Origin of the sequence: Agrobacterium rubi TR3 = NBRC 13261 (assembly GCF_000739935.1) — a bacterium.
GTDB lineage: Bacteria > Pseudomonadota > Alphaproteobacteria > Rhizobiales > Rhizobiaceae > Agrobacterium > Agrobacterium rubi.
In genome coordinates, this window is record NZ_BBJU01000011.1 from 1 (window position 1) to 12,010 (window position 12,010).

The 12,010-nt window shown below is 57.5% G+C and carries 14 protein-coding genes; 9 read left to right on the forward strand and 5 right to left on the reverse strand.

What is annotated here, in order from left to right:
- The first annotated feature begins 28 nt into the window (after positions 1-28).
- The 5 genes from RRU01S_RS08950 to RRU01S_RS08970 are packed head-to-tail and all read left to right on the forward strand — an operon-like array spanning position 29 to position 5,287.
- A complete protein-coding gene (locus RRU01S_RS08950) occupies positions 29-1,564 on the forward strand; it encodes a sugar ABC transporter ATP-binding protein (protein ID WP_045229943.1) in 1,536 nt (511 codons plus the stop codon).
- A gap of 13 nt (positions 1,565-1,577) precedes the next feature.
- Positions 1,578-2,579 carry an ABC transporter permease gene (locus RRU01S_RS08955; protein ID WP_045229944.1) on the forward strand — a complete coding sequence of 334 codons (1,002 nt, stop codon included), beginning with the start codon at positions 1,578-1,580 and terminating at the stop codon, positions 2,577-2,579.
- Positions 2,576-3,583: an ABC transporter permease gene (locus tag RRU01S_RS08960; RefSeq protein ID WP_045229945.1), complete on the forward strand. Its 1,008-nt coding sequence runs from the start codon at positions 2,576-2,578 to the stop codon at positions 3,581-3,583. Before RRU01S_RS08955 ends, RRU01S_RS08960 begins: the two co-directional genes overlap by 4 nt.
- Positions 3,584-3,587: 4 nt before the next feature.
- Positions 3,588-3,911: an L-rhamnose mutarotase gene (gene rhaM / locus RRU01S_RS08965; RefSeq protein ID WP_045229946.1), complete on the forward strand. Its 324-nt coding sequence runs from the start codon at positions 3,588-3,590 to the stop codon at positions 3,909-3,911.
- Complete coding sequence (locus RRU01S_RS08970; RefSeq protein ID WP_045229947.1) at positions 3,908-5,287, forward strand: FGGY-family carbohydrate kinase; 1,380 nt, start codon at positions 3,908-3,910, stop codon at positions 5,285-5,287. The genes rhaM and RRU01S_RS08970 overlap by 4 nt, the downstream gene beginning before the upstream one ends.
- Here RRU01S_RS08970 and RRU01S_RS08975 read toward each other — a convergent pair.
- The 3 genes from RRU01S_RS08975 to RRU01S_RS08985 are packed head-to-tail and all read right to left on the reverse strand — an operon-like array spanning position 5,272 to position 6,924.
- The gene (locus RRU01S_RS08975) at positions 5,272-5,670 is read right to left on the reverse strand and encodes a DUF2177 family protein (protein WP_045229948.1); all 399 of its coding nucleotides are present in this window, start codon (positions 5,668-5,670) and stop codon (positions 5,272-5,274) included. The genes RRU01S_RS08970 and RRU01S_RS08975 overlap by 16 nt on opposite strands.
- 13 nt (positions 5,671-5,683) lie before the next feature.
- The gene (locus RRU01S_RS08980) at positions 5,684-6,343 is read right to left on the reverse strand and encodes a ChrR family anti-sigma-E factor (RefSeq protein WP_045229949.1); all 660 of its coding nucleotides are present in this window, start codon (positions 6,341-6,343) and stop codon (positions 5,684-5,686) included.
- Positions 6,340-6,924, reverse strand: coding sequence for a sigma-70 family RNA polymerase sigma factor (locus RRU01S_RS08985; protein ID WP_369346776.1), 585 nt, complete (start codon positions 6,922-6,924; stop codon positions 6,340-6,342). The genes RRU01S_RS08980 and RRU01S_RS08985 overlap by 4 nt, the downstream gene beginning before the upstream one ends.
- A gap of 212 nt (positions 6,925-7,136) precedes the next feature.
- On the opposite strand from RRU01S_RS08985, the gene RRU01S_RS08995 reads away from it, so the two are divergent.
- From RRU01S_RS08995 to RRU01S_RS09010, 4 genes are all read left to right on the forward strand, one after another.
- On the forward strand, positions 7,137-8,498 hold the full coding sequence (locus RRU01S_RS08995; RefSeq protein ID WP_045230000.1) for an NAD(P)/FAD-dependent oxidoreductase: 1,362 nt from the start codon (positions 7,137-7,139) through the stop codon (positions 8,496-8,498).
- A complete protein-coding gene (locus tag RRU01S_RS09000) occupies positions 8,495-9,325 on the forward strand; it encodes a DUF1365 domain-containing protein (protein ID WP_045229952.1) in 831 nt (276 codons plus the stop codon). The genes RRU01S_RS08995 and RRU01S_RS09000 overlap by 4 nt, the downstream gene beginning before the upstream one ends.
- Positions 9,322-10,539 (forward strand): SAM-dependent methyltransferase, encoded by a 1,218-nt coding sequence (locus RRU01S_RS09005; protein ID WP_045229953.1) that lies wholly within the window; start codon positions 9,322-9,324, stop codon positions 10,537-10,539. Before RRU01S_RS09000 ends, RRU01S_RS09005 begins: the two co-directional genes overlap by 4 nt.
- Before the next feature lie 343 nt (positions 10,540-10,882).
- Complete coding sequence (locus RRU01S_RS09010; protein ID WP_045229954.1) at positions 10,883-11,128, forward strand: DUF982 domain-containing protein; 246 nt, start codon at positions 10,883-10,885, stop codon at positions 11,126-11,128.
- A 73-nt stretch (positions 11,129-11,201) separates the two neighbouring features.
- Here RRU01S_RS09010 and RRU01S_RS09015 read toward each other — a convergent pair whose 3' ends face one another.
- Both RRU01S_RS09015 and RRU01S_RS09020 read right to left on the reverse strand, forming a co-directional pair.
- A complete protein-coding gene (locus RRU01S_RS09015; protein ID WP_045229955.1) occupies positions 11,202-11,594 on the reverse strand; it encodes a PRC-barrel domain-containing protein in 393 nt (130 codons plus the stop codon).
- 76 nt (positions 11,595-11,670) lie between these two features.
- On the reverse strand, positions 11,671-11,952 hold the full coding sequence (locus RRU01S_RS09020) for a DUF2218 domain-containing protein (protein ID WP_052816049.1): 282 nt from the start codon (positions 11,950-11,952) through the stop codon (positions 11,671-11,673).
- Positions 11,953-12,010 lie beyond the last annotated feature (58 nt).

A 12,010-nucleotide genomic window follows, 5' to 3' on the forward strand; every position in this document is an offset into this window, starting at 1 on the left:
AAACTCCAATAACTGACTGGCAAGACTGATGATGCAGGCTGAAACCAAAATCATGGATGCTCCCGAGGCCTCAACCACCTCGCCCATTCTGGAAATGCGCGGCATCAGCCAGATATTCCCCGGCGTTAAAGCCTTGGATGGCGTCAACATCCGCCTCTACCCCGGCAAGGTCACAGCCCTCATCGGTGAAAACGGTGCTGGCAAATCCACGCTCGTCAAAATCCTCACCGGCATTTACCGCCCCAACGAGGGCGAAATCCTGCTGGATGGTCAGCCCGTCACATTCCACAGCGCGCAGGATGCCATTGATGCGGGCGTGACGGCGATCCATCAGGAAACCGTGCTGTTTGACGAGCTTTCGGTGGGTGAAAACATCTTTCTCGGCCACGCGCCCAAGGGGCGATTCGGATTGATCGACTGGAAAACCATCAACGACAAATCCCGCGCTTTGCTGGAGCGGCTGGAAAGCAAGATCGATCCGACCATCCGGCTGAAAGACCTCTCGATTGCGCAGCGCCATCTGGTGGCGATTGCCCGTGCGCTGTCGGTGGAAGCCCGCATCGTCATCATGGATGAGCCGACAGCGGCCCTTTCGCGCAAGGAAATCGACGATCTTTTCCGCATCGTGGAAAACCTGAAACGACAGGGCAAGGCCATCCTGTTCATCAGCCACAAATTCGATGAGGTCTATGAAATCGCCGAAAGCTACGCGGTTTTTCGCGATGGTAAAATGGTCGGTTCGGGTGACCTCAAGCAGACACCACAGGACGAAATTGTGCGGCTGATGGTGGGACGCGATGTGAAGGATGCCTTTCCCAAGCAGGCCGTCAACATCGGCCAGACCACGCTCTCTATCAAAAGCTACTGCCACGATACCGAGTTCCGCGACATTTCCTTCGATCTGCGCAAGGGCGAAATTCTCGGGCTTTACGGCCTGATTGGTGCCGGGCGTTCGGAGCTTTGCCAGTCGCTGTTCGGCATCACCCGCCCCGCATCCGGCACCTTGACGCTGGATGGGCAGCGGATTTCTATTCGCAGCCCGCAAGATGCGATTCATGCTGGCATCGTCTATGTGCCGGAAGAGCGCGGGCGGCACGGGCTGGCGCTCGAACTGCCGATCTATCAGAACATGTCGCTGCCATCGCTGGCGCGCACATCCCGCAAGGGGTTTCTGGCCGCTGCCAACGAATTTGCGCTCGCCCGCAAATATGCCTCGCGGCTGGATTTGCGCGCCGCCGCCCTGTCGGTGCCAGTCGGTACGCTCTCGGGCGGCAACCAGCAGAAGGTGGTCATCGGCAAGTGGCTGGCCACCCAGCCCAAGGTCATCATTCTGGATGAGCCGACCAAGGGCATCGATATCGGCTCGAAAGCCGCAGTCCACGGCTTCATCAGCGAACTGGCCGCCGAGGGCCTGTCGATCATCATGATTTCATCCGAACTGCCGGAAATTCTGGGCATGTCGGACCGCGCCATCGTCATGCGCGAGGGCTTGATGGCGGGCGTGTTCGAACGAGCCGATTTTTCAGCCGAAAAGCTGGTGCGCGCTGCCACAGGAAACGCGTGAGAGGACCAACGCCATGAAAAGACTTCTTAAAAATCGCGAATGGCTGCTGGCGGGCATCATCATAGCCCTAATCGCAGGCTTCTCCATGCGCTCCCCTGGCTTCGAGCGTCCTGGAAATCTCGTCAATATCTTCAACGACACATCCATCCTCATCATTCTGGCGCTCGGCCAGATGGCGGTGATCCTGACGAAATCCATCGATCTCTCTGTTGCCGCCAACCTTGCCTTTACCGGCATGGCCGTGGCCATGACCAATGCGGCCTTTCCCTCGATACCCCTGCCCTTCCTCATTGCCATGGCAGTTGTGATCGGCGCGTTCTTAGGGTCGATCAACGGCATTCTGGTCTGGTGGCTGGGCTTGCCCTCCATCGTGGTCACACTGGGAACGCTGACGATTTATCGCGGCATGGCCTTTGTTCTCTCCGGTGGCGCTTGGGTCAATGCGCATCAGATGTCGCCGACCTTTCTCAACGTTCCACGCACACCCGTTCTGGGCATGCCGGTTCTTTCCTGGGTCGCTATTCTCATTATCGCGGGTGCGTGGCTGGTCCTGACCCGCACCTCCTTCGGGCGTTCCGCCTATGCCTCTGGCGGCAATCCCGGCGCTGCCGTCTATGCGGGCATCGATGTCGGCCGCACGCGCTTTCTGGCCTTTCTGCTGTCTGGTGCTCTGGCGGGGCTGGCGAGCTACCTTTGGGTGTCGCGCTATGCCGTGGCCTATGTCGATATCGCATCCGGTTTCGAACTGGACAGCGTCGCCGCCAATGTCATCGGCGGCATATCGATTGCGGGTGGCATCGGCTCGGTTGCCGGTGCGGTGCTCGGCGCGTTGTTTCTCGGCGTCATCAAGAATGCGCTGCCCGTCATCGGCATCTCCCCATTTGCGCAGATGGCAATCTCGGGTGTCGTTATCGTGCTGGCCGTGGTGTTCAACGCCCGCGCCGAAGCAAAGAAAGGCCGCATCATTCTGCGCGACAGGGCCAAGACAGAAATCACCAAGGAGGCTTCGGCATGAGCATAACCGCACCCGAAACCTCGACGCCGCGCGTCATTCCAGACAAGCTCGGTACACCGTTCAAGCGCATCATGGCCAGCTGGGAAGTGCTGCTTTTAGGCGTGGCGATCCTGATCTTCATCGTCAACTCCTTCGCATCGCCTTACTTTCTCGATGCCTATAACCTCTCGGACGCCACCTTCAACTTTACCGAAAAGGCGCTGATCGCCTTCGCCATGGCGCTTTTGATCATCGCCGGCGAAATCGATCTTTCGGTTGCGGCCATCATTGCGCTCGCCTCCACCGTCATGGGTTATGCGGTGCAGATGGGCGTCGGGACGCCGGGCCTTGTGGCACTTGGCATCGGCACCGGCCTTGCCTGCGGTGCTTTCAACGGCTTTCTGGTGGCGGGTTTGAGGCTGCCCTCCATCGTCGTCACCATCGGCACGATGAGCCTGTTTCGCGGCATTTCCTATCTGGTGCTGGGCGATCAGGCCTTCGGCAAATACCCGGAAAGCTTTGCCTATTTCGGACAGGGTTACGTGTTTTGGGTCATCTCGTTTGAATTCGTGTTGTTCATGGTCATCGCCCTGATCTTCGCCACTTTGCTGCACGCGACGAATTTCGGTCGTCAAGTCTCCGTCATCGGTACTAACCCGTTTGCCGCACGTTTTTCCGGCATTCCGGTGGAGCGGGTGAAGTTCATTCTCTTCCTGCTGACGGGCCTGATGAGCGGCATCGCCGCCGTCTGCCTCACCTCACGCCTCGGCTCCACCCGCCCTTCCATCGCGCAAGGCTGGGAGCTGGAAGTGGTGACGATGGTGGTGCTGGGTGGCGTTTCCATTCTGGGCGGCTCCGGCACCATCGGCGGGGTAGTGATTGCGGCCTTTGTCATGGGCCTCGTCACCTTCGGGCTTGGACTGCTCAACGTGCCGGGCATCGTCATGTCCATCTTCGTCGGGCTTCTCCTCATCATCACCATCGCCATTCCCATCGTCGTGCGCCGTTTGCGGGCCATGAGGTAGATCCATGCCAGAGTTTGAAAAACACGCCTTCAAGATGAAGCTCTTTCCCGGCATGGAAGCCGAGTACCGCAAACGCCATGATGAAATCTGGCCGGAACTGGTCACGCTTCTGCACGAGGCGGGCGTGAGCGATTATTCCATTCATCTCGATCCTGAAACCAATATTCTCTTCGGCGTTTTGGCGCGTCCGCAGAACCACGGCATGGCTAAACTGCCTGACCATCCGGTGATGAAACGCTGGTGGGGCCATATGGCCGACATCATGGAGAGCAATCCCGACAACTCGCCGGTTGCCCGCGACCTCATCACGTTGTTTCACCTGCCATGAGCACCGCAATCCGCAACGTCGCCGTCATCGATATCGGCAAGACCCACGCCAAGCTGATCGTGGTGGATGGCGAGACAGGCGAGGAAATCGCTTCGCGCAAAATCGCCAACCGGGTTTTGAGCGGCCCGCCCTACCCGCATTACGATATTGAAACCCTGTGGAGCTTCATCCTGGATGGTCTCTGCGCTTTTCGCGAGACACCGGCTTATCAGGCTATTTCCATCACTACGCATGGCGCGAGTGCGGCGCTGCTTGATCGCGCGGGAAAGCTGGCGCTGCCGGTGCTGGATTACGAGCACAGCTATCCCGACGACATACAGAATGCCTATACGGCTCTGCGCCCGCCCTTTAAGGAAACCTTTTCACCGGCGCTACCCATGGGGCTGAATATTGGTGCGCAGCTACATTACCAGAAGACCGCTTTTCCCGACGCCTTCGCAGACGTCACCGACATCCTGGCCTATCCGCAATATTGGGCTTACCGACTAACGGGCGTGAAGGCCAATGAGGCGACTTCACTGGGTTGCCACACCGATCTCTGGCAACCGGGTAAGGCCGCGTTTTCCAGTCTGCCAGAAACGCTCGGCATTACCGATCTGCTTGCGCCAGTACGCTCCGCATTCGATGTGTTGGGAAAAGTATTACCTGAGATCGCGCTAAAAATTGGCATTGATGGCGACATGCCTGTCTACTGCGGCCTTCACGATTCCAATGCGTCGCTGCTGCCGCATCTGATGGTGCGAAAGGGTCCGTTTTCGGTCGTTTCGACGGGCACCTGGATCATCTGCTTTGGCGTCGGCGCACCGTTGGAAACGCTTGACCCGGCGCGCGATACGCTGGTCAATGTCGATGCTTTTGGAAAGCCTGTTCCCTCGGCGCGCTTTATGGGTGGGCGGGAATTCGAGATGCTGACGGCGGGCGCTTCACCTGCCGAGAACTCGGGTTTGGACAGGGTGTTGGCGGACGATATATTCTATCTTCCCAATGCAGTGGAAGGTTCCGGACCCTTCCCCGGCCTCAAAGGGCGCTGGCACAACGAGCCGCGCAATGATGCCGAACGCTTGGTCGCCGCGTCCCTTTACGCCGCGATGATGACGGCCAGTTGCCTGGAGCTGATCGGAAATTCGGGCACGATCATCATGGAAGGACCTTTTGGAGCAAATCGACATTTCACCGCCGCCTTGGCGGCGATCACGGGCGCTGATGTTTTGGTGACCGATGGCAACAGTCCATCAGGGACGGCGCTTGGGGCGTCTGTTCTGGTTACACGCCACGCGCCGCGGCAGTCCTACCATCCGGTCGAACCGCTTGTCGGAATGGATCAATATTATCGCACGTGGCGCGATCTCACCAATGCGGCTTATGCCACCGCCTGAACGAGCCAATATCCGCCGACAGCAGCAGCACCGGTCAGCACCGTGCCCCAGATGATATCGATGACACAGACTTTCCACGACCAGCCTTTGAGCGTCGAAAGATTGGTCATGTCATAGGTGCCATAGCCGATGAAGCCGAGGATGGCGCCTGACACCAGTGCCGATTGCCAGCCATCACCACTTAGCGCTGGCATGACTGCGAAGTAGACGATGCCGGCGATGTAGAAGAGATAGAAGATGCCGGCAGCAGCGAAATTGGGTTTTGCCAGCATCAGGCCGCCGATTTCACGCTTGTAGAAACCGATTGCGAGTTTCGAAAGCCAGAGGAAATCGAAACCGAAGAAGACGATGGCCGTGCCGACATAGGCGATGAGGTATTCCATCGTCTGCTCTCCCCTATATGCCCAGAACCGGTTGCACGAGGCGCACCAGCCAGCTTTTGAATTTCAAAGGCGCATCGGTTACCGCAAGACAGATACAGTCCTCGCCCTCGCCCGCGACAGGCTGGTGCATCAGATCCTCGTCTGCTTCCTCGAAGTCACCGCGACGGAAAACGTCGTCGCCGTCCTTGAAGTAACCGGAGAGAACAACGGTTAGTTCCCGCCCGCCATGGGTATGCTCCGGCACCGGCTTTCCAGCCGGAATGCGCAAGAGCCGGACATTCGCCTCACCATCGCGCGTGCGGATGGGGAAATGATAGGCTCCGGGCCCAAGCTGCTTCCATTTCAACCCGTCCACATCGCCACCTGCATAGGAGCGCAAAGGCTCCGGCAGCACGGCATTATCGTTGGTTTGCTTCGCTGGCTTGGCAGATGCCGGGGCAACGTCTGCGGTCAGAAGCTTGCGTATCTTCTGCCATTGGTCATCTGAAACATCGTCTGCGGGCGTAATATCGCTCAGCAGCGCGCCGCCGGTCATTTCGAGCGCTTCCAGTCGCTGGCGGCTTTCGGGACACAGGGCAAGATGGGTCGATACTGCAAGGCTCCAGCTTTCGCCAAGGCTTCCCGATGCATAATCCAGAAGCAGTTCATCGCTGACGTGGTGCCGTACACTCATGTGCGTGACTCCAAAGCTGCGCGCAGTTTGGCAAAGGCAAGCCGGATGCGCGATTTGACGGTTCCAATCGGTAGACCAAGCTGTTCGGCGATGGTGCTGTGGGACGCTTCATCGAAAAACGAACGCTTCAAAAGGTCCAACTGCTCCTGCGGCAGTTGGGCAAGCGCACGGTGCAGACGCTGCGCATCCTGTACCTCTTCCAACTGCGTATCAGCGGCGGGCGCGTCGTCCTTGACGAAAGCCGGATCGTTGATATCGAATTCCGGGCGCTTATCCTTGCGGTGCGCATCAATTCTCAAATTTCGGGCAATTCTGAAAATCCAGGCGGAGACATTGCCGCGCGCCGGATCGAAAAGGGCGGCCTTGTTCCAGACCGTCATCATGGTTTCCTGCATTAGTTCCTCAGCGGCCTGCGCATCACGCACCTGCCGTAACATATAGATCCGCACGCGCGGCCCGTAATAACGAAAAAGCACCTCGAAGGCCTCGACGCTGCGCTCTGTTGCGACAGCCTTGATGAGGCTGGGACATTCGCTCTCAATCGTGTTCTTGACGGTATCATTCATGCGGATCGGCTTCACTCCGCTTCCATATCGCTTGGCTGCAACCGGACCGTTCCGGTTACTGCTTATATACTGGCACGCAGGTGCAGCTATGGAAACGTTTATTGTCATGAAACCGATTACGCCAGCGGCTTGCCAGTGGATCACCGACAACAAAAAAATGCGCGTCAAGCAATCCAGTTGGCAACCGGCTGCGTAATGGCTGACATGAGAATATGGAACCGGCGACAATGGATGTGATGACAGGCGACAGCAATCGACAGACACGACGCCGGATCGCCGTGATCGGCTCGGGCATTTCAGGTCTTTCGGCCGCATGGATGTTGGATAAATCTGCAGATGTGACGCTGTTTGAGGCCGATAGCCGCCTGGGTGGACACGCCAATACGGTGTTTACAGACGTTGCCAGCAAGGGCCCCATTGCGGTCGATACCGGCTTCATCGTCTATAATGAGCTTAACTATCCGAACCTTGTGGCGCTGTTCAAACATCTTGGTGTCGAGACCGATGCCTCGGACATGTCGTTTGCGGCATCCCTGCGCGGCGGTCGTCTCGAATATTCCGGCTCCGGTATCGACGGTCTTTTTGGCCAAAGATCAAACATTCTGCGCCCCCGCTTCTGGCATATGGTGCGCGATGTGCTGCGGTTTTACAAAAAAGCACCGCAACTTCTGAACGACCCATCATTGCAGACCATCAGCCTTGGCGAATATCTCGATGCGAACGGCTATTCCTTGAGCTTTGTCGATGACCACCTGTTACCGATGGGGGCTGCGATCTGGTCGACGACGGCGGCAGATATGCGGGCTTATCCGCTGCAAGCCTTCATTCGCTTCTTCGTCAATCACGGCCTTGTGCAACTGTCAGATCGGCCACAGTGGCGAACGGTCAAGGGCGGTAGCCGCGAATATATTGCGCGCATCATGGCACAGTTCAAAGGCGCCGTCGTGCTGAACAGCCAGATTGCCGGTGTCCAGCGTACCGAAAACGGTGTGAACCTGCTCGACCGATCAGGCCAGGCGTCATTTTTCGACGATGTGGTCATCGCCACCCATGCCGATCAGGCTCTATCGCTTCTTGCGGATGCGGATGGACAGGAACGATCGCTGCTTGGTGCATTCGAATATACCCGCAACGCCGCTATTCTGCACAGCGACGAAACGCTGATGCCCAAGCGCCGCAACGTCTGGTCGGCCTGGAATTACCTGAGCGAACCCGATGCCACCGGCACCGAGCAGCTCTGCGTGACGTACTGGATGAACCGCCTTCAGAACATCGATGAAGCGACACCTTTGTTCGTGACGCTCAATCCGTCGCGTCCAGTTAATCCGGCCAAGCTGATCCGCACATTCGACTATACGCATCCGCTGTTCGACACAAAAGCGCTCGACGCGCAAAAGCAGCTCTGGAGCCTTCAGGGTCGCCGCAACACGTGGTTCTGCGGCGCGCATTTCGGCAGCGGTTTCCATGAAGACGGCCTGCAATCGGGTCTGGCTGTTGCCGAGGCACTGGGCGGCGTCAAGCGCCCGTGGACGGTTGCAGAGGAATCGGGCCGGATTTTTCTCAGCCCTGAAAGAGCGCTGGTATCATGACATTTCGCTCCGCCATCTATGCAGGACACGTCGTGCATGCGCGCCATCGCCCGCATGCACACAAGATGCGTTACCGCGTCTTTTCGTTGCTGCTGGATCTGGATGAGCTTTCTGTTCTGGACAAGGGGTTGCGCCTCTTTGGCTACAACAGACGCGCCGTCTTTAGCTTTCGCGACACCGACCATGGTGCCGGTGAAAAAGGTCAGTTGAAGCCATGGGTGGAGCGCCATCTGGCGGCTGCGGGTTTGAACCTATCGCCCGAGGCCCTGCGCGTCGATATGCTGTGCTACCCGCGGATTTTCGGTTACGTCTTCAACCCTTTGACGGTTTATTTCTGCCACGATCGGCAAGACGACGACCGCCTCGTGGCCATTCTCTACGAGGTCTGCAACACCTTTCACGAACGCCACACCTACATCATTCCGGCTGCGGCAAACCAGAACGGCACCGTGCAGCATTCCTGTGCCAAGGAAATGTATGTCTCGCCGTTCGTGCCGATGGAATGCACCTATGATTTTCGCATCCAGCCGCCGGATGACAAGGTGCTGGTCGCCATCAACGAACAGGATGCCGACGGCGATCTGCTGTTTGCGTCCTTTGCCGGGAAGCGACGTGCGCTGACCGATGGCTCGCTTGGGCGGGCACTTCTAACCTATCCACTCATGACGCTCAAAATCATGGGTGCGATCCATTGGGAAGCGCTCAGATTGTGGGCCAAGGGAAATCCGATCTATCGACACAAGGCCGCGAAACAACGCATCGCGAGTTCTGTCAGCGTCCATGACCGTGCAGCGGTGGGCGCAACACCGGGAGGTATTGAAAAATGAGTCACGCCGAAGAGGAAACCATTCCCTTTCTGATGGATCGTGCTCCATTATGGCAGCGGATGATCTGCCGCCGCGTGAGCAACATGACCTACGGTCGGCTGACCCTCGTCTTCCCCGGCGGATGCGAATATGTCGTCAGCGGCCCCGAACCCGGCCCGCACGGCGTCATCAGCCTGAACCGCGGCCGCGTCGTGCGCCGTCTGGTGATGGGCGGAAGCCTGGGCTTTGCGCAATCCTATATGGACGGCGATTGGGACAGCCCCGATCTGGTCAGCCTGCTGGAACTGGCCATCGCCAACGAAAAAAACTGGCAGGCCGTGTCCGAACCATCACGGCTGGTATCGGCCTTTGCGCTTCTGCGCCACCGCCTGCGCCGCAATTCGAAGGCTGGCAGCCGTCGCAACATCGCGTTCCACTACGACCTCGGCAACCGCTTCTATTCGGCGTGGCTGGACGAGACCATGACCTATTCCTCGGCGCTTTTCGAGAAACCCGGCCTCAGCCTTGCGGAAGCACAGAATGCTAAATACGACCGCATTGTCGAGCAACTGAACATCGGGCCTGACGACCATGTCTTGGAAGTCGGTTGCGGCTGGGGCGGCTTTGCCGAATATGCCATTGCCAAGACCGGCTGCCGCGTGACCGGCCTTACGCTTTCCACCGAGCAGGCCGATTTCGCACGGGCACGGCTTGCGAAGGCGGGTCTTGCCGAGCGCGCCGATATCCGGCTGGAAGATTACCGCGATTGCCAGGGCCAATATTCGAAAATCGTCTCCATCGAGATGTTCGAAGCCGTGGGCGAAGAAAACTGGAGCACCTATTTCCGCCGCCTGCGCGAGTTGCTGGCACCCGGTGGTGAAGCGATGGTGCAGGTCATTACCATCGATGAAAGCCGCTTCGACGAATATAGCCGCAATGCCGACTTCATCCAGACCTACATCTTCCCCGGTGGCATGCTGCCCTCCATCACCAAGTTTCGCGATGCGGCGACGCGTGAGGGTTTTGCCAACACCGATATGCTTCGCTTCGGCAAGGATTACGATCGCACGCTGATGCTGTGGGACCGCGCCTTCCTTGCCAATTGGCACCGCATCGAGCCCCTTGGTTTCGATGAGCGTTTTCGCCGGATGTGGCGCTATTACCTGCATTATTGCTCTGCCGGTTTTCGCGCCGGTACCATCGATGTCGTCCAGTTCAAGCTGAGAAACGCTTGAAGGTGGCACACATGCTGAGAGGGCAATTTCCTCGCGCACAATGAAATTACCAGCAGGGATGGAACTTCCAGAAGGCATTCACGTTACGGTGAGTGTCTTGTTTTAGCGTCAAATATTTTAGTGCCGACCGAATGGCCCGTTTGATGCCCAACCTGGAGAGTATCCATGAATCAGATTATCTACATCGTCGGCCTGGTGGTCATCGTTCTCGCTATTCTGTCGTTCTTCGGCTTCCGTTGAGATTATATTCTGGTTGCAACCTTAAGCTTTCGCGAATATTCTCGCTTATGGGAACCATGTCGACGCGCTGTTCGTTGACATGGGCTGTTAGGGAGGTGTCCGAATGAAGCAGGCAATATGGACAGAACCTGTCGAAGTGAATTTCGACAAGAATACCAGAAACGTCATCGCCGGGCCGTTCGATGCTCTGGCGCTTTTAACTGAAAACTGGCCGCATGTGCGGGGTTTGACCTTCGTTCGAGCCCGCAGTGCATGCCGCGCCGCTCTGGACGGTCGCAAATCCGTCGAGGAAGCGCGCCGTTGGTTTGAAGACGCGGTATCAGAAGCTAGAAAACAGAAGAAGCACTGACGACAAGACGCTGGCACTCCAGCGACGTCAGCTCAAAAAAATGGCCCCGATCGGGGCCATTTTTCGTTGACGGTTACATCCAGTAAGGCGGGACGCCGTAGTAGTCATAGACCTTGCGGTCATCGTTGCCGAACAAGCTGTCATCATCGCGGTTTGCGAATTTGGGGCCATTCTCGATCTGCTCTTTAGTGAGATCAATGCGGTAGCCATCCAACTCTTCGTCGTAATGCAACTTTTCCCATGGAAGTGGATAGTAGTCATCACCAATACCGAGGAAGCCGCCAAAGCTCAAAACAGCGTAGGCGACACGGCCGCCGCGCTTTTCAAGAATGATGCGCTGGATCGAGCCGATCTTCTTGCTGTCAGCGCCGTAGACGCTGGTGCCTTCGACCTTGTCACTGGCAATGAAGCTTGGCGTATCCTTGACGTAAGGATCCTGGCCTGCCTGAGGGGTGTGATGTACCATAACGCTTCCTCCTTTGCTTATATTCGTTATGGTTTGTAAATCCTCACGCCGCGAAATCGTTCCGCCCTTTGTCCTTTCAATGCCAGTCCAGCTTGTCGACGTCCTCGCGAAAAGCAAAGCGCAGCAGGTGGCTTTCGACCACCGATTTCGCCCGATCGAGCTTCTCTTCATCCGGCGCCGTCACCGCGATTTTGAGGCGGTCAGCCTCCGCATCGAGGCTAGCCGTGCCGAAATCGAAAGTGCATTCGCCGTGGGTGTCGGAATAGTTGACCTCGATCTTGTGGGCAAAATGTTTGAAAAGCTGGACGAGATATTTGCTGCCGCTTTCCGTGACCAGTTCCGATGTTGCTGCCAGCATGTCGTTTCCTTCCGCATAACATGAATAATTTACTCATGATTATTGCGAGCGGCGGGAT